This is a genomic window from Microcoleus vaginatus PCC 9802, from assembly GCA_022701275.1.
Classification (GTDB): domain Bacteria; phylum Cyanobacteriota; class Cyanobacteriia; order Cyanobacteriales; family Microcoleaceae; genus Microcoleus; species Microcoleus vaginatus_A.
In genome coordinates this window covers 3,718,106-3,736,027 of record CP031740.1, presented here as the reverse complement: position 1 = coordinate 3,736,027, position 17,922 = coordinate 3,718,106, and the positions used below count along the sequence as shown (strand labels likewise).

The window sequence follows — 17,922 nt, the reverse complement described above, 5'->3', positions numbered from 1 at the left end:
ATACCAATCTAAAATCTAAAATCTAAAATCGAAAATGGAATGACTCTACTTATCTTTCACGTGTTCGTGAACGCTAGGAGATAAAGAAATTAAATCGTCCATATTGCGCTGCATGGCAGCACACATATTGTCCAAAGGCAAATCATTGGCATCGTGCCCGAAGGGATTTTCTATTTCAATGCCGATTTCTTCGATGCCGAATAAAGTAAAACTAATTAAAGCCACAACTGGACCAGTTCCCCAACTCAAATCGTTTACCATTTGAAATGGCAGTGCTAAACAGTAAAGCAACAATAGTTGTTTCAGGTGAATCGCGTAAGCCAAAGGGATAGGCGTCTTCAAAATCCGCTCGCAGCCTCCTAATACATCAATCATAGAATTGAGCAACTGATTCATACCAGTTAACTGATAGACATCCAGGCAATTGCGCTCGTACTGCTCGTGCATATAGTCCTCAATCCAAAAGGCAATTTCTAGGGGCGGATTGTTCATCGATTTGAGCTTTTGGTACTGCGCTGGGGACATTAACGGCTCCAACTCTGGATTGACTGATTCTTGCCGCAAGTGCAGTTTCATTGCCACTGCAAAGGCAGGTAACAGGCGCAGGACTGACTTTTTGATTACGATATCCTGCGGCTCTTTTTCCTCAATAGCTACCCAGATTTGGCGCGCCAAATTGCGGACGTTGTTGACTAAAGTACCCCACATTTTTCTACCTTCCCAAAATCTTTCGTAGGCTGTATTTGTCCGAAAAACTAACAGTAAACCCAGGACAATACTCGGTACAATACTCGACAAAATGGGCATGGAAACTGGCAACTTAAAAAAGTGCAGCAGGGAAATAAGAACTCCAAAGCCTCCGCACAGCAAAACGCGGGGCAAAATTGAGGGAATGACAGACCCCCGAACCTGTAATGCAATTTTAAACCAAGGTGGTCGATCGCCACTCATGCAAGTCTCCTCATTAAATTAAATTAGCCCCGCCCTAGCACGGGCGGCGCAAATGCCTGGTAAACTTAGTTCTTCGGCTCCCACCAGTCGATTTGAGATTCGAGATTTTAGATTGACTCCACAGATGAATCTGAGGCGTTTGAACTTGGGTCTAAAATTTTTTGCTCTCCACGACTGCTGTCAGGGCTTATATCCCTATTTGAGTGCGGTGAGAGCTTCCGAAAAAAGCTTTCCTACAAACAACCTTTGGATTTTACCCAAAAAACTCATCAGCATCAATCTAAAATCTCAAATCTCAAATTGATTGACTGATGCACTTAATTAGGTAAGATTAACTATGTATATTTAAACCTCAGCTTCCGTGCAAGAGATACCGACATCTGTGCCTCCGCATTTTCACCGATTGCCAAACCAACGGTGGCAAATTTATTCGCCTCAACCACAGCAAGCCGAACAGTTTGCCGCAGAAATCGGTTTGTCGCCCTTGCTGGCACAGGTACTGATTAACCGGGGCATCGATTCTCTGAAAGAAGTGCAAGGGTTTATCGAACCGGAATCTCTGGTTTTGCCCGCGCCAAACGATGAGTTTCCAGATTTGGCTGCGAGTGTCAAATTGTTGCGGGAGGCGATTTCGGGAGGGCAAAAAATTGCGATTTGCGGCGACTACGATGCGGACGGGATGACGAGCACCGCTTTGTTGCTGCGAGCTCTGAGGGCTCTGGGGGCGAATGTGGATTATGCTATTCCCAGCCGGATGCGAGAAGGTTATGGGATTAACGATCGCATTGTAGAAGAATTTCACTCGGAAGGTGTCGCTCTCATTCTCACGGTTGACAACGGAATTGCAGCCTACGGCCCGGTTGCCAGAGCGCGAGAACTCGGTGTCAAAGTTATTATTACAGACCACCACGATTTGCCACCAAAACTGCCGCCTGCTGATGCTATTCTCAACCCGAAATTAATCGCGGAATCTTCACCTTATCGCGGTTTGGCGGGCGTAGGCGTTGCTTATGTTTTGGCGATTACTTTGGCAATTGATATGCAGAAACTTGGCGGGTTGGTGAATCCGCTGCTGGAGTTATTTACTTTAGGAACTATTGCGGATTTAGCGCCTTTGACAGGAGTTAATCGGCGCTGGGTGAAGCGGGGTTTGCGGCTGTTGCCTCACTCGCAATTGGCGGGTATTCAGGCTTTGATTCAGGTGGCGGGAGTGCAGCCGGGAAGTGCGGAAAGTCCCTCAATTCTCAACTCGCAAAATAAAACTAATAATTCCTTAAAGCCTGAAGATATTGGTTTTAGGCTCGGGCCCAGGATTAATGCTGTGGGGCGGCTGGCTGACCCTCAAATTGTGATAGAGTTGCTGACTACGGACGATCGCGAATTGGCTCTTAAAAACGCGATGCAGTGCGAACAAATTAATCAGCGCAGGCAGGAGTTGTGCCAGGAAATTGAGCAGGAAGCCATCGCTTGGTGCGAGGAAAGTGAGCTCGACTTGCAGCAAGAACGAGTTTTAGTTGTCGTGCAACCGGGTTGGCACCACGGGGTGATCGGGATTGTAGCTTCTCGGTTGGTGGAACGCTACGGCGTACCTGTGTTTATTGGTACTTTTGAGGATGAGGCTGGCGAAAACGAGGCTGTAGGGGCGGTTGCCCATAAAATTATCAGGGGTTCGGCGAGGGGAATTCCTGAGTTTAATGTATTTGACGGGCTGAATTTTTGCGCGGATTTATTAACTAAATTTGGCGGACACAAAGCGGCTGGCGGTTTTTCTATGCCGGCTCAGAATCTCGAAGAATTCCGCAATCAACTGTCAATTTTTGCCAATCAATGTTTGCAGCCGGAACACCTAAAACCGCTGGTTGCAGTTGACGTGCGAGCAGATTTGGCTGAAATTAATCTCGACCTTTACCGACAAATTGATGCTCTGGAACCTTGCGGGATTGAAAATAAGGCTCCTGTCTTTTGGACGCCTAATGTTTGCATAACTGAACAGAAAATTGTTGGTAAAGGAGGTCACGTTAAACTAACTGCAACTCAAGATGGAAAAGCATCGGCTAGTGTGAAGGCGATTGCTTGGCGTTGGGGGGAATATTTTCCTTTGCCTCGGCGGGTTGATATTGCTTACCGATTGCGGGAAAATAGTTTTAATGGGAAGACATCAGTGGAGTTAGAATTGTTGGGTGTCCGGCTGCCCGCAAATGCTGCTACTTCCAGGCCACCGAGGTTGGGAAAAGTTGAGTTTGATTACTGCGATCGCACTTATTCTTGCAGTCTATCTCCCGCCGGGTCGATCGAGGAATTGAGAATTCGCAACTCTCAAGGCCAAGTTCTGGCTGTTTCACCCGGACAAAACATCGGTTTGTTAGGTAACTCCCGCAAAGATGCTAGAGAAGTCGATGTATCTCTACCTTTTTTTGAGAATTTGATTCAAACTGCTAAACACGCCCTGGGTATTTGATAACTCGGTATTTGATAAAAAATTTCGTGCATCATGGAAAATTGGCGATCGAGCGTTGTGAATTTTGAATAATTTAAAACTCAAAACTCCCAACTCTCGATCGCCCCGGAGCGTGCTATAATTACAGGTCGCCGCCTCTAGCTGCCAACAGAAAAATCACGATCGGGCCCGAAAGCACGACGGCTGCAACTAAAGCTACCTGAACAATGAGTTGGTAGTCTACACCAGCCATACCACTGAAAAGATCGGTTATAAAGTCCATGTGTCCTCCTGACTGTAGTGATTAAGTCTAGATTGTTGAATTAGAAAATCCGCTTCTGATTTTACCGGGCGATCGACCATATTTTTTAAGGAACTTTACAAAATTCAACAAAATGTAAACTACGATCGACCTCTCAGTGACACCAAACCAGGGATTTGATGCCCCTTCCCCGAAAGTGAGCGGAATCTAAAACCTCAAATCTAAAATCGAAGGCCCCTAGAGGAGATCTGCCTCCGGCGCTGGCAATTGATATACTTGAAGAGCCCCAATCTCCTAAAGTTTGGCATTTTCCCGATTATGCTCCGAATCTAAAATCTAAAATCTAAAATCTAAAATCTAAAATCAAACTATGGCTACTTGGCGTTGCGTAAAGCAGTGCGGTGCTTGTTGTTACCTCGACCCAACAGAGCGCCCCGACTTAGACGAGTATTTATCTGAAGACGAATTATCGCTCTATTTGAGCTTAGTTGGAGATGACGGTTGGTGTATCAATTTTGACAAAGCGACCCGAGAATGCGGAATTTACGGCGATCGACCGCGCTTTTGTCGGGTAGACTCAGAGGTGTTTCAGGATATGTACGGCGTTGAGCCGGCCCAATTGAACGATTTCGCGATCGACTGCTGCTTGGAACACATTGAAGACCTTTATGGCGATCGATCTTTGGAAATGATCCGCTTTAACTCTGAAGTCGGAATTCTCGCCTTACCTGACGGTGTTGCATAATTGCGGGATGATTTTGATTGTTTTGTGGGATGGGCCAATGAACCCGAAGGCGTGCATTTTCACAGCAGGCGGGACACCCCACAAGCATCCTTTTCAAATGGTGCAACGCCTACCTGACAACTAACACTCTCCCGGTTTCTCACCGGGAGAGTGTCAAAATAAACAAAATAAGGAAATATCGCGCAGTTGAGTTGAGCTATGAGTAATCGAGAGGGTTTTACAGGGGGATTTATTGCCGGAGCTGCCCTTGGCGGCTTGGTGGGTGCAGTTTTGGGCGCGGTGCTGTCGCGGCGCGCTGCTGAAGCTTTGCTGAGTGAACCTTCAGACGCAAAAACCAGAAAAATCCGCCAGAGGAAAGCCAGCCAACTCGAAGCCGACGGGATGGAAGTAGCAAGGCTGAGTTTAGAAGATAAAATTGCCCAGCTAAATCAGGCAATAGATGACGTGCGGCTGCAACTCGGCGACGTAAACGGCAACGCGCCGGCGCCGGGCAACGAGGGTTCGATCGCTCCAGACTCCTGAATCCATTTAAAATTTTAGATTAGTCTGGCAGCTCAATGGGGGCTACTAACATCTTGCGCCATTCTCAAGAACTGGCTTTTGAGCCTGTTTTACCAAGAGTGAATTTTATTGTGGGGTGGGTATCCTATCTTGCCCGCCCGTAAAAAGCCTGATGCTCCCCCTCTCCCCCCTCTCCCTCCTCTGTCACTCCCCCAGCTATGCTAAACTCACAGTTAAAGTGTCTGTAAACTTTACTCAAAGTACAAGCAAAATTTATGAGTTCTTCAATAGGCCTTTTGGCAACCACGCTAGCGACATTTCTGCAAATCTATCTAGTCCTGATGATTTTTCGGGTGCTGTTAAGCTGGTTCCCCAATATCAATTGGTACGACCCCCCGTTTTCGATTTTGAGTCAGTTAACAGATCCTTACCTGAATCTATTCCGATCGATTATCCCCCCCTTGGGAGGGATTGACTTTTCGCCACTGATTGCCTTTTTTGTACTTCAGTTCGGCTCGGAATTCTTGATCGGTCTTTTGACCAGCTTGCAAACATCCTTGTAGTTTGAAAAGCTTAAGTTTTTAAGCATCGAGCGTAAATTGTTTGGCAGACATAGCTGCCGGCCACTAAATTTTAGATTTGAGATTTTTAGATGAACTCCCCGGTTGAAAAGCTGGGGAGTTCATCGTACATGAGAAATGAGAAATTGCCAGCCACTCAACAATCTCAAATCTCAAATCTACAATCGAAAACTGCATCGCGGTTTCTCAACAGCCAACCCAAAATCTCAAATCAGCAATCTAAAATCTTAAATAGTTTTGTTAACGGCGAACCACGCCAGTAAAACCTGTAGCTTTAAATTGCTTGAGCTTCAAAGGTGTTCGTTGATTGGCGGCAACGGAAATTCTGAGCTGAAAATCGCTAACTCCGGGAGGAACTTCTTCTATAGAACCCAAGCGAGTGCGATTTTGCATCACCGGATTGTCGTCGGCATCATAAATGCGGCCGAAAATATCGGCATTGACAACTGGTTTGCCGGTGCTATTTTCAGCTTTCCCAGTAATCAAAAAGCAGGTAGCTTCCATCGAACTGCCACTGGTGACTGTTCCTTCTCCCATTTGGGCCGGACATTCGCGATAAGAAAGGTCGGAAAGTTTAATCTGCGTCAGAGCCCAAGCAGGTGGAGTGTATACCAAACTAAAAATTCCGATTAGGCAAGTAGCAAAAAAAAGGCTGATAGCTCGAAATTTCATAAATGGCGGGGGAAGTATATTTTAATTCTCAGCTTAGCGCGAATTTAGCCTCAAATTTATACTTATACGAATTCGGAAACCTACAGCTACTTTTTGAAGAAATGGCATTAGTCTAGACCTAAATGCTGTCGCAAGGCTTGGCGCATCACATGGACTGGGACGGATTCTTTATCCAGCCAAATTTTTAAGGCGGCTGCTCCTTGTTGAACTAGCATTTCGAGTCCGTCAATAGCTCGCGCTCCCCGAAGCTTTGCATCTTTGAGAAACTGGGTAGGATTAGGGGTGTAAATTAAATCATAGACGATCGCACCTGCTGAAATTCGATCGAGCGCACCCTCCGCAACCGGCGACTTTTCCCCCTGCGGATACATCCCCACAGGCGTCGTGTTCACCAGCAAATCTGCCTGCGAGATTAACATTGATAAATTCTCCCAAGTATGCACCTGCAAATTCTGCACGGGCATCGGAGAATTGATCCAACTCTGCTGAAATTCCGCTAAATTTTGTTCGTTGCGGCCGACAACGTGAATCTCTGCACATCCCAATTGAGCGCATCCAGCCACAACAGCTCTCGCCGCCCCACCATTCCCCAAAATTACCGCTACTTTCTGACTCCAATCGGAACCCCCCCTAGCCCCCCCTTGGTAAGGGGGGGGACAGGATTCGACAGCCGTATTGCCCCTTTCTAACGGAGAGGTCGCGTCTTTAGCCCCCCCTTGGTAAGGGGGGGTTGGGGGGGTTTGCAGCGGCGCGAGAAAGCCTTCAACGTCAGTATTTGTGCCGCACCAACCTTTGTCACTCAGGTATACGGTATTGACTGCGCCGATCGCTCGGGCGATCGGGGAAACTTCCGACAACAGGGGTAAGATTGCTTGTTTGTGCGGAATCGTGATGCTAAATCCCCGAACGCCGATCGCCGCAAATCCTGCAAGAGCAGCTTTTAAATCCCCTGGTTTTACGGGAAACGGCAGGTAAACAAAATCGACTCCCAAGTGGGAAATAGCAGCATTGTGCATCGCCGGCGACAGAGAATGTTCGACGGGATGACCAATTACTCCTAACAGTTTAGTAGTGCCTTTAATCATTTTTGTTAGTTGACTGTTGACTGTTAACGGTTGACTGTTGAGTTTCGTTAGTTTTCATACCACATCCTGCTACACTTGGGCCCTTATTCTTTAGTCGGCTAGGAGTGAACTTCGTTGGTGCAGAAGCGATTTTCCTCGCCGAGTGACTGTAAACCCTCAACTGTTAACTGTCAACTCTCAACTCTCAACTGTTTCCCGAAACTCTTTGGCGTCCGCCAAAATCGGATTGACATCAAACCAATAATCCTCGCCGTAACGGTATTCAAACACCCAGAGACTACGCAGCAAGATTTGGTATTTAGTTTCCCCAGTCACAGTTTTGGTAGCGGATACTTGGCGCAGCAATTGCCACTCATCCGGTTCGATCGCCAAAGTAAGCTGGTGGCGGCGCTGGATGATCACATTTTCCAAAGTTTCCCGCGACAGAGGAGGGTCTTGTTTCTGCAGACAGCTATACAGCAGTTGCAGCAAATTGCGGACATGACCGCCGCTGACTCGACACAGGCGATCGAGAGTTTCCGCAGAGTCGAAAACTTTGCCCACCAAAGCATAGCGCTGCGAAGGGTGCACTGTGGGAAAAGCCCGCGCCAGAACCATCTGCCGCAGCAATTCCAGACCCTCAGAGCACTCAGAACCGTCGCTAAACTGCACCGGCACCATCGGCAAAACCTTCGGATCTACCCCAAATCGATTGGTCAACTGGCCCAAATCGTTAGAGAAAATCAGCACCAAAGGAATTGTATACACGACGTGACAATTTAGTCTTGCCAACTGTTCGCCGCGATCGACAAACAGGTATTCCGGCTGAAGCCGCCCCGTCGGTTTCGCGCACAGGTGTATGCGATCGAGATTGTCGATAATTACTACAAGTCCTTGTTTCCCTTGGCGTTTGAGTTCTTGATTAGCCGGCTCCAGCAACTCTTTATTCAGTGCATCTAAAATTACATTAGTTCGCGGCTCCAAATATTGCCTCAACTCCGATCGCAGATTCGGAGCATCTTTCGCTTTAGCAGTAATTTTGCCAATTCCCAACGCCAGAGAAAATTCTCCCTCTGTGCTGGCATTTATTTCCCCAACACCAGGGACATTAGCTTCAGCGCTCAAGTCTATTTGAGTTTGAAAAACATCAGCAACCCCTTTGAGCAAAGCTTTAAAACCCCTCGGTTGCAGCTTGATTTTCATTTTCTCAATGCTTTCGCTCACCTGACGAGCAACGCTCAACAAAATGTCAGTGATATCTACATCTGCCATGTCTAAGTCTTTACTCGACTCAAAGTAAACAACATGGAATCCTTGTTGCTGCAATTGAGCTTGCAGCCGCAGCAATTCAGTTGATTTACCAGAGCCGATGTGACCGGTGAATAATTGACAGGTAGGTGCATCGGGGGACAGACGGCTGATGGTGCGCTCCAATTGTTCGACGATTGTGCCGCCCCGCACTGAAGAGAAATCGATATAGTATTGTCGGTCTTTTTGATTTGCTACTGCCAGGGTGTAGCTGGGATTGCAGGCGCTATAAAATTTCTGTAAATTTAGTTCCATACCCTGTTCCATCTTTCACAACATTATGCCCTAATAGCTTATTCGTTTCGCTAGGGTAATTATCAGCACAACTTCTCAGGTGATTCCGCTGTTTTACGGAGCAATCAATATCTTGATGCCTGCCTAAATCAGCACTCCCAAATTATACTTTATTTTGGGCCCTGGGAATAAATAAAACTCACTAAAACCTCCCATAAATCAGTAATTTATCCTCGTATAGCGAGCGCAACTTCATTGACCTCACCGACGAAAAAATGACAGTAATGTTCTCCACTAAAGTGAGTCTTGAAGTACGGTTAACCGAAGAAAAAGCAGGTAGAAATCAGGTATCCATAAACCAGGTTTTTTTAATAATACCTTGTAATTTGAACCCTAGGGGAGCGAAACCAACAAAAGATTTTAGATTGGCTATTTTAGATGGGAGCAAAAATGTAAAATCTAAAATTGATGGCGTTGGGTACGAGTGACTCAACCCAACCTACTTTCTTAGAGCATTTTGACTTAGGCGCGAAGGTGTTGTGTAAGAAACCGGGTTTCTCGGTGTGATATTTTTTTGGGATCTACTTATTTTTGATCAATTCTACCATTTTGTGACCGACACCTGCTGCCGAAGCGGGATTTTGGCCTGTGACGAGCCTCTCGCTCGCCACAACGCCAACTTGAAAATTAGGAACTTTCCTAAAATTAGTCTCGTATTCAATTAATTTCGACTCCAGCAAAAACGGCCGTATTTCAGCCAGTCCCACAGCGGCTTCCTCTTCATTAGTAAAACCAGCCACAGTCTTATTTGCAATCAGGTGGTCACCCTCGGACAACTTAAGATTAACTAACGCCGCCAGCCCGTGACAGACTGCACCGACAATGCCACCTGCTTCCTAAATAACAGCAATCCCAGCAAGTTACTGGTTATCAGCAAAATCCCACATTGTAGCCTGTCCCCCAGCGTAGAAAATAGAGCCATATTCTGCGGGGTCAATTTGTGCAGGATTGAGAGTATTTTCCACTCGCGCCACCGGCCGCCCGCCACTTTTGGAGAGTTGTATTTCGCAGAAAAATTGACGTTCATCCCAAACTAATTATTCCCGATTTAAGAGCAATTAGACAAGCCGGTGCCTCGGGATTTGGCTTGAGCGTTCTTCCCGACTACTTGTGTGAAATTGCCTGAAAAAAAATCGCTTGATCCTTGTCCTCAAACCTGCACAAGCTGTTACTAATCGGATTTGGCTAGCTTTTCGGAAATCTGAAAGACAGTTGCCAAAAATCAAACCCATGTTAGAATTTTACTAATTTTAATAATTCTCTCAACGCGAGGCTAAGCGGCAAAATCCGTATTCCCAGGCACTGCTTGCGAAGAGAATTAGGACTTTATAACGGTTCTCATTAGGATGAGGTACAGGCTCACAATGCCGGAAAGAATAAGCTCCTCGTTTGGGGTGTACTTTATCCAATTGCCAACCACTATCTCAATCTGCCATTTTTGTATAAATACTTGATTTCCGCCCAGTGGGGTAGAATGTGCAACCGCTCTTATTGGGGTAAATATTGCACAAATAGAAGCTGTTAAAAAAATATATAACGTCAGAATTAACAACAAAACGAGGTAACATGGTGGTCAGAAATTTTAGGAAATTCTCCTAATTATTCACAAGTTAATAAACCTACATTTTTTTATAAAAATCTCTTGAAAAAAGCCGATTAAGGTAATGTTAAGCCTTCAAATTACTACTGAATAAAAATGTCAACTGGCTGAAAAAATAGAGTAACGAACAGCCCGGTTAGCGGCGCAATTACGAGCCGCTGGGATTGACATTGAACAATTATGAAACAACCTTAATGAGAAGTTAAACCAACCTTATCTTGACCTTGATGCAGGTCTAGTATGCTTTGTTTAATTCACCGGAAAAGCTGATGCAACTATCACGACGAAAGTTTTTTACCTTGGCAGGAGCGAGTGCTGCTGGCACTTTGATGATGTCTCCTCTACAAGCACTTTATGCCAAAAAGGCGAATGGTGAATCAGTATTTGGAGGAGGGTATGGGCCCCTCGTACCCGATCCGAATGGATTGTTAGATTTACCCCGTGGGTTTCAGTATCAGGCTTTTTCACGAACCGGCGAAATGATGAGCGACGGTTCCCCTGTGCCCGGTGGTCACGATGGCATGGCGGCTTTCCCAGGTCCCCAAAACACGGTGATTCTGGTTCGCAATCACGAACTGAGCCCGAATTCTACAACACAAGTTGTGGGTCCCAATCCTTACGATCCTCTTTGCAAAGGCGGAACAACCACACTACAGGTTGGCCCCAATCGTCAGCTCGTCAACCACTACACTTCACTTAGTGGCACCTATCGAAATTGTGCGGGCGGTCCGACTCCCTGGGGTTCTTGGATTACTTGCGAGGAGAATACCTCGACTGTGGCGACTAATAGACCAAACGATGCGAGAAATGTCTCCAAATCTCACGGCTACAACTTTGAAGTTCCGGCTCGGGCAACGGTTCCTGTGAATCCCGTACCTTTAGTTGCGATGGGACGGTTTAACCATGAAGCGGTGGCGATCGACCCCAGAACCGGAATTGTCTACGAAACTGAAGACCAAAGAGATAGCCTTTTGTATCGCTTTATCCCATTTCAACGGAACAATTTAAGCGCAGGGGGCACTCTGCAAGCGCTGAAGATTAAGAATATGCCTCAGGCAAAGACTTTTGCAGGCTTTCCCAAGGGCCAACCGATGCCAGTGGAATGGGTGACAATTGACAATCCTAACCCTGCTACGGATACGGTACGGGTTGAAGGTTTCGGTAAAGGTGCTGCCCAGTTTGCTCGTGGGGAAGGCATCTGGTACGGCAATCGTGAAGTTTATTTCTGTTGTACAAACGGTGGCTCTGTTGACGCCAATGGCAGACCGAACGGATTTGGTCAGGTTTGGCGGTATCTTCCCGATCGAGATACGATCGAACTTTTTGTTGAGGCTAAATCGGCTGACGAACTCGATGGTCCTGACAACATTGTTGTGGCACCTTATGGTGATCTGATCATTTGCGAAGATGGCGCTGATGAGCAGTTCGTGGTGGGCGTAACTCCCAACGGGGAACTGTATCGTCTGGCAAAAAATGCTATCAACGATAGCGAGTTTGCCGGAGCCTGCTTCTCGCCGGATGGTCGAACTATGTTCGTTAATATCCAAACCCCAGGCATCACGTTTGCCATTTGGGGCCCTTGGAATTCTCAACGAGGAGCATAACATTACTGCCTTATAGTGCGAGCATTTTATTTGCCTGTAAAACGCTCTTATGTTCGCACTATGCAGAAGATGGTGAATCACGCCGGATTGTGGCAACATCCGGTGTGGGTTCTCTATAAGCCTATGAAAGTTTAACGGTTTGTGGGAGTTTGAAGAGTCGTGCAATATGTCCGCCAGTCGAAACGAGTGTTTTATACTCTGGTAATGATGTCGATCGCCTTTGGCGTTGATTTATCTCAATCTAGGGATTCAGTCGCTCAAATACCCGTTGATTATGTTTGCTATATACAGACGAGTGATGGTCGAACGATCGACTTAGGTAAGCTTTGTGGAAGTAGTGGCAGAGGCCGCCCGATCGCTTTAGAGCCCAATGACCAGGCTTTTCTTAATAGTTATCAACGATCCTTGAGCAAACGGCTCAATTCATCCTCATCCGATGCCGTGTCTCGCGTTCAGCGAAATCCCCAAGCCGCTATTGAACGTGCGCGCGGGATATGTAATGCGCTGAGTGCGGGAATGTCGATCGACTTGCTGCAACCTCAAGGCAATGCTGAAGTTGATGCGCTTAACGCTTTGGCTCCTAAATATTACTGCTCTGAGTTTGACGACTGAGCAAGGAAGTAACTAGATTTTGAAGGGAAGAAAGGGTTGATTAACTGTAAGACTTTTTCTAATATTTGCTAACAATCACTTACATTTACAAGATGTCTTTATGCCATGTAGAATGAATTTAGCCTAGCCGATTAACGGTGACAAACCTTGGTAGTAAGCAACCTCTATATAAATAAGTTGCCTCTACATTATCTAAGCAAATAATCAAATTGGCTAAATGCGGTCACGTCAAAACCAAGCTGAGAGCTGCGTAGTACAAGTGCTTCTAGAGATTTCTACGGGCTGCAGGTTGATACGCATTGGTTGAGTTCTCATCTCAACTTATAGCGGTTGGCAATTGGATGCAGTACACCCCAAACGAGGAACTTCTTCTTTTGGGCATTCTGAGCCTGTACCTCATCCTAATGACAACTGGTATAATATCCTCTTCCTCAGCATTCATCAGCGGTTAAAAATTCAAAATTAATCAAGACAGCGCAACTACAAACCTGTCATAAAAAAGGGCTGGCAATTACACCAGCCCTTCAACTAATTTGAGATGTTAAATTATTGCTAATTTAACATCTCAAACCTCAAATCAATCTAGCTTCTGTCAGTAGCAGCTACTGGCTCAAAGCTTGGAACCACCAAATCATCATTCTGCTTGGTGAGTTGATTGTACAGCCTTTCGGTATTCGGGAAATTCGCAGCCGGCAGAGTCGGGAAGCGACGGTAAGGAACAGTATCCTCGCCAAACGCCTCGGCATATTCAACGCTGTTCAACATCGCGTTGATAAAGCCCTTAATCCCTTTACTTGCCAAGATTTGGTTGTACGTCCGAATCTCCGCTTGATTGCGGGGAGCGCGGCCCAAGAAGTGCTTGGTTCCCAACTCAATCACCTTAGTATTGGGATAAGGTGCGTAGAATTGTTTGACGTACAGCGACGAGCAGCCCAAAGCCTCAATGAACTCCTTGAGATTGATTTCATTGTTGCCCAGTTTGCTTTCCAGCGCCGTGAATTCATTCTTCACAACATAGGGGTTGATGTCGCGCTCAAAAATTTGACGGTAAGCAGCTTGAATTAAAGTTTTCAAAGCTACTTTGTCCGAAGTAGTCGTCAGCTTGAACACCTTAGTTTGTTCGCGCCGCTTGCTGACACCTTGAGCGAGGCTATTTTGTAACTCGAATTCGCCCCGATCGAGCGCAGTGCCGAGTTCGATAAATCGAGGAGTTTCGGGCGTCTGAGCTTGGACATTTTGCTCAGCGACGGAACCCGATCGCATCGTGCGCATCGACAAACCACCGGCAGTCACATAGCGCTCGTAGGGAACTGTATCTTCCCCAAAAGCTTCGTTGTACTCCGTGCTGTCCAGGATGGCATCGACCAGCGCGTAGAAACCCTTCTTAGCACAAATGTCAAAGTAAGCGTTCATTTCCTGACGGCCGTAGGTAGGGCGTCCCAGGAGTCGGCGGTGAATGTACTCGATCGCCTTACAAACGTACAGCTTGCTCCAGTACATATTGCGGAACACGTCAGACTTCGCCAACATCCGAATAAACTCGCGCATCGGAATCTCGCCGTTTTCCAGCTTAATTTCCGCCACCTTTTGGCGCTGACCGTCGAACACGTCGCGACCGAACACTTGCAGGTAAGCTGCCCGAATAATCGCTTGGGTGGAACTTTCGGTAAATTTGACGCTCGCAGAATTGTTGTAGCCCCTGCTTACAGAAGCACCGCGACCACTGGCTTTTTTGGGAGCAATGTAGGCACCCGGCAACTGGTCTAATTTAAAGACCTTGGGGCCGAGAGAGCCTGGAGCCTTACCACGAGCCGCCGGGTTGCTCAATTGGTTTTCAATCCCCGCACCTTGACGGATCAGGATGCGGCGGGTGTCCTTGCCGAAGGGAGCGGGACGGCTCTTGGGGTTGCGAGTTTCTTGCGGGAAAATCGCGCCGAACTGAATTTCTAAGGGGTCATTGCCAACACCGTAAACGTGCTGTTCTGGTAGCGGCTGAGTGTAATCTGCAAACAAGGTGATGAACTGAGGCACCTTGCGGTACGGAGCGCTGAAATTGAACAAATCAATTTGCGGGCCCCAGTTGCGACATTCCTGAGCTTCTTGGCCCAAACCGCGCAGGTAAGGCACGGTTTCTTCGCCGAAGTAGTCGGAATATTCCTGGGAATAAACCATTGCGTCTACGAGGGCTGCCAGGCCGCCTTTGGTGACGATCGCAAAATACTTGCTAAATTCCTCCCGCGAGCTCAAACCGCGACCTAGGAAGTGACGAGCGGCTAATTCTACAGCACGGCTGTTGACAAACGGCTCGTAGAATTGCTTGCGGTACAGAGGAGATTTGCCAAGGCGACGAATAAACTCTTTCATCGAGATTTCGCCATTTTTGACCTTGGATTCCAAGTCAGAAATGCTTTGGCTGTATGCGCGGGTAATATCGCGCTCGAATACTTGGCGGTAAGCTGCTTTGATTACTTCGAGCTTTTCGACCGAAGACAGACCGGTTTTCATGACGAATTTCGACCGTCGCTCGGCTGCGTTGAAGTAGATTTGAGGCAGTTGCAGGCCTTGCTGGTCGTTGCTTTCGCGCTGCCGCACCTTGTCTGAAGGTGTGGGAGCTTTGAATTCGGTAATTGCTACGTCGAAATACTGTCCGACGATCGCCGCGGCCTCTGCATTGTTTTTGAAATAGCCCAAGGATGCTGCCTTCATCTCCTGCATTGCCACAATTGTGGCCGCCGAAGAGCAAGCATTTTCGATGATTTCCCGCAATCCGCGCACGTTCACCGAAATAATATTCGGGTCGCCAGCGACAATTGCGTAGGTGATGTAGCGCAAAAACCAGCTCAAGTCGCGCAGAGATTTGGTCATGTTGCCCGGGCCGTAGCGCGAGACATTGATCGGCTGAAATCCTGCAGGGAGTGGGCCGCTGTAGCCGCCACCGTTGCCAAAAAACAGATTTCCCAGCCCCAAAAATCCGCCGTTGCCGCCGCCACCGCCGTTGCCGCCGCCTGCGCGACCTTCAACGTAGGTGACAGTTCCCAGTTTCATGCCTTCAGAGACATTCGCCGAACCGCCACGACCCGCCCCTGCCAAAGCCATCGCAGGTTCTTGTGGTCTTTCCAAGAATGCCAGCGGGGAACCGCCGGTAAAAATCCGGTTGGCTGCGCGGGATACTATCAGTTCCGAGTTTTTGGTCAGCGTCGCAGAGATATCGATCCGCAGAGCCCCTGAACTGAAATAACTTGCCAGTTCGCTGAGTTCGCCCCGCTGTAGGAAGCGGTCTTGCTGTTCTGCTTGCGAAATTGTTGAGACTGGTACAGTTTGATATAGTTGCGGACGTGCAACTGAGCTTCCACCACTTGCCTTTACAGTCATTAGACTCCTTCGCTCCCTATCTAAATCGTTGTAGCATTTACCCAGACTAACCCTGCCTTCTCATGCAGGGCAAAGTAGGTATTTTTGCTTTGTTTACTTTTTGCCTTTACCCGTCAGGAGGTTCGGGCGCGCTTACTTTCTTAGATTAAAATGTTTTGGTTTCATCTTTCTGCCTGCCGGGAAATGTCCGATCCGAAGGCAGGCACGGGGTACTCCCTCCGCTGCGCTCCGCCGGCATACCCGTGGAAAAAAAGACTCGGCAGGAGAGTTGCCTTTGGGCGATTGCAGCAAGTGCCGTCAATTAAGGGAAAAGAAAATCAAAAATTTTCTTCTGCCTTTTTCTGGGCGTTTAACTTTCTGCTTAAAGACGCCTCCGCTTTACCCGAAAGCTCAGCGGTGGGTTATTGACAGTCCTCGTTTGTTAAAAAGCCTGCCGAGATTTATTGTATAGATTTAAGAGAGCGTATATGAGAAAAAATGATAAGTTTTATTACGCACTAGCTGTCAGGGCTTGGCAGTCATGGGTTGGTCGATCGCCCGATCCCTCTGTTTGAGGCTTCTCAACGCCAGTGAGGCGCGATTTTTGTTGCGCGTAACGAAGCATTAGAAGTGCATGGCCTAGCGCCCTTACCCCCTAGCTACTGACAACCAATCTCCAAACCCACGCACTATTACCTCACCTATGGATACTACGCCTGATATCAGCGCTGCCGTGCGGCGGCTTTACGATACTTTCCCTTTCCCCCCCGATCCTTTGTCAGATGAACCGCCGCCTGGGTACAACTGGCGCTGGAGTTGGCCTGATGCTTACAATTTTTGCACCGGGCAAAAGCCGCCAAAACTGGATATTCGGATTTTAGATGCTGGCTGCGGCACTGGTTCGAGTACAGATTATCTGATTCACCTCAATCCTGAAGCTTCGGTGACGGCGATCGACCTGAGTGAAGGTGCTTTGAAAGTAGCACAAGAACGCTGTCGGCGCTCGGGAGCGCGTGAAGCAGATTTTCGCCACCTCAGCTTGTACGATGCCGCCGAGTTAGAGGGCGAGTTTGATTTGATCAACTGCGTCGGCGTGCTGCACCACTTACCCGATCCGATCCGGGGCATTCAAGCGCTGGCGGCGAAGTTGGCGGAGGGTGGTTTGATGCACATTTTTGTGTATGCTGAACTCGGACGCTGGGAAATTCAACTCATGCAAAGGGCGATCGCAGTTCTCCAAGGCCCGCAAAAAGGTGACTATCCCGATGGTGTGAAAGTCGGTCGTCAAATCTTTGCTTCTTTACCAGAAAACAACCGTATTGTCAAGTACGAAAAACAGCGTTGGGCAGGAGAAAATCGGCGGGACGAATGTTTTGCTGATATGTACGTTCACCCGCAGGAAATTGACTACAATATTGAGACTTTGTTCGAGTTAATTGACGCTTCGGGATTGGAATTTATCGGTTTTTCAAATCCGGGATATTGGCAGTTAGAAAGACTTTTGAGTAAAGCGCCGGAATTGATAGAAAGAGCTCAGGGTTTGACGGAACGGGAGCTTTATCGATTAATTGAATTGTTAGATACGGAAATCACTCATTACGAGTTTTTCTTGGGGAAAAAGCCTGTTAATAAAATTGATTGGTCGGACGATAAGGCACTTTTGGCGGCCATTCCAGAGTTGAGTGGTTGTATGCACGGTTGGCCGAGCCAGCAAGTGTTTGATTGCAACTACCAATTGATCAATTTGTCAAATGCGGAATTTGAGTTTTTGCAAGGTTGTTTACCCCCCCCAGCCCCCCCTTATCAAGGGGGGGAGAAAGAGGGAAGGCCGTCTGGCAAAAGCATAGGAGAGATTTTGGCGGATGTGGAGATGGGATTGGATGAAGTGCGATCGATCTTATCAAAACAGCTCATTTTGCTAACACCGAAATTATAGGGCT

At 47.5% G+C, this 17,922-nt stretch carries 16 protein-coding genes and 1 pseudogene; 10 read left to right on the top strand and 7 right to left on the bottom strand.

Annotated features, from left to right (window positions below; translation table 11 throughout):
• Positions 1-45: 45 nt before the first annotated feature.
• Positions 46-951, bottom strand: coding sequence for a hypothetical protein (locus D0A34_15190; GenBank protein UNU20042.1), 906 nt, complete (start codon positions 949-951; stop codon positions 46-48).
• Positions 952-973: 22 nt separating this feature from the next.
• On the opposite strand from D0A34_15190, the gene D0A34_15185 reads away from it, so the two are divergent.
• Together D0A34_15185 and recJ are read left to right on the top strand one after the other, a co-directional pair.
• Positions 974-1,255, top strand: a complete 282-nt coding sequence (locus D0A34_15185; GenBank protein ID UNU20041.1) for a hypothetical protein — start codon at positions 974-976, stop codon at positions 1,253-1,255.
• A 57-nt stretch (positions 1,256-1,312) separates the two neighbouring features.
• On the top strand, positions 1,313-3,409 hold the full coding sequence (recJ, locus tag D0A34_15180; GenBank protein ID UNU20040.1) for a single-stranded-DNA-specific exonuclease RecJ: 2,097 nt from the start codon (positions 1,313-1,315) through the stop codon (positions 3,407-3,409).
• Between the two features lie 121 nt (positions 3,410-3,530).
• Here recJ and D0A34_15175 read toward each other — a convergent pair whose 3' ends face one another.
• On the bottom strand, positions 3,531-3,671 hold the full coding sequence (locus tag D0A34_15175; protein ID UNU20039.1) for a photosystem II reaction center protein Ycf12: 141 nt from the start codon (positions 3,669-3,671) through the stop codon (positions 3,531-3,533).
• 349 nt (positions 3,672-4,020) lie between these two features.
• On the opposite strand from D0A34_15175, the gene D0A34_15170 reads away from it, so the two are divergent.
• The 3 genes from D0A34_15170 to D0A34_15160 all read left to right on the top strand — a co-directional run bounded on the left by D0A34_15170 (position 4,021) and on the right by D0A34_15160 (position 5,459).
• On the top strand, positions 4,021-4,395 hold the full coding sequence (locus D0A34_15170; GenBank protein UNU20038.1) for a YkgJ family cysteine cluster protein: 375 nt from the start codon (positions 4,021-4,023) through the stop codon (positions 4,393-4,395).
• 198 nt (positions 4,396-4,593) lie between these two features.
• Positions 4,594-4,917 carry a hypothetical protein gene (locus D0A34_15165; protein UNU20037.1) on the top strand — a complete coding sequence of 108 codons (324 nt, stop codon included), beginning with the start codon at positions 4,594-4,596 and terminating at the stop codon, positions 4,915-4,917.
• Between the two features lie 254 nt (positions 4,918-5,171).
• Complete coding sequence (locus tag D0A34_15160; GenBank protein ID UNU20036.1) at positions 5,172-5,459, top strand: YggT family protein; 288 nt, start codon at positions 5,172-5,174, stop codon at positions 5,457-5,459.
• Positions 5,460-5,717: 258 nt separating this feature from the next.
• Here D0A34_15160 and D0A34_15155 read toward each other — a convergent pair whose 3' ends face one another.
• The 3 genes from D0A34_15155 to D0A34_15145 form a co-directional block, all read right to left on the bottom strand.
• Positions 5,718-6,149 (bottom strand): hypothetical protein, encoded by a 432-nt coding sequence (locus D0A34_15155; GenBank protein ID UNU20035.1) that lies wholly within the window; start codon positions 6,147-6,149, stop codon positions 5,718-5,720.
• A gap of 107 nt (positions 6,150-6,256) precedes the next feature.
• Entirely contained in the window at positions 6,257-7,234 is a 978-nt protein-coding gene (locus tag D0A34_15150) for a shikimate dehydrogenase (GenBank protein ID UNU20034.1), read from the bottom strand.
• Between the two features lie 177 nt (positions 7,235-7,411).
• Positions 7,412-8,776: an ATP-binding protein gene (locus D0A34_15145; GenBank protein ID UNU22313.1), complete on the bottom strand. Its 1,365-nt coding sequence runs from the start codon at positions 8,774-8,776 to the stop codon at positions 7,412-7,414.
• Positions 8,777-9,039: 263 nt separating this feature from the next.
• On the opposite strand from D0A34_15145, the gene D0A34_15140 reads away from it, so the two are divergent.
• Positions 9,040-9,243: a hypothetical protein gene (locus D0A34_15140; protein ID UNU20033.1), complete on the top strand. Its 204-nt coding sequence runs from the start codon at positions 9,040-9,042 to the stop codon at positions 9,241-9,243.
• Positions 9,244-9,336: 93 nt separating this feature from the next.
• Here the strand turns inward: D0A34_15140 and D0A34_15135 are convergent.
• Positions 9,337-9,789 (bottom strand): annotated as a pseudogene (locus tag D0A34_15135) (type 1 glutamine amidotransferase domain-containing protein).
• A gap of 895 nt (positions 9,790-10,684) precedes the next feature.
• On the opposite strand from D0A34_15135, the gene D0A34_15130 reads away from it, so the two are divergent.
• Both D0A34_15130 and D0A34_15125 read left to right on the top strand, forming a co-directional pair.
• Positions 10,685-12,019 carry a DUF839 domain-containing protein gene (locus tag D0A34_15130; protein UNU20032.1) on the top strand — a complete coding sequence of 445 codons (1,335 nt, stop codon included), beginning with the start codon at positions 10,685-10,687 and terminating at the stop codon, positions 12,017-12,019.
• Positions 12,020-12,226: 207 nt separating this feature from the next.
• The gene (locus D0A34_15125) at positions 12,227-12,631 is read left to right on the top strand and encodes a hypothetical protein (protein ID UNU20031.1); all 405 of its coding nucleotides are present in this window, start codon (positions 12,227-12,229) and stop codon (positions 12,629-12,631) included.
• Between the two features lie 582 nt (positions 12,632-13,213).
• Here D0A34_15125 and D0A34_15120 read toward each other — a convergent pair.
• A complete protein-coding gene (locus tag D0A34_15120; protein ID UNU20030.1) occupies positions 13,214-16,003 on the bottom strand; it encodes a photosystem I reaction center subunit X in 2,790 nt (929 codons plus the stop codon).
• A 183-nt stretch (positions 16,004-16,186) separates the two neighbouring features.
• Between D0A34_15120 and D0A34_15115 the strand changes: the two genes are divergently transcribed.
• Both D0A34_15115 and D0A34_15110 read left to right on the top strand, forming a co-directional pair.
• A complete protein-coding gene (locus tag D0A34_15115; protein UNU20029.1) occupies positions 16,187-16,411 on the top strand; it encodes a hypothetical protein in 225 nt (74 codons plus the stop codon).
• A 274-nt stretch (positions 16,412-16,685) separates the two neighbouring features.
• Positions 16,686-17,918, top strand: a complete 1,233-nt coding sequence (locus tag D0A34_15110) for a class I SAM-dependent methyltransferase (protein UNU20028.1) — start codon at positions 16,686-16,688, stop codon at positions 17,916-17,918.
• Positions 17,919-17,922: the final 4 nt, after the last annotated feature.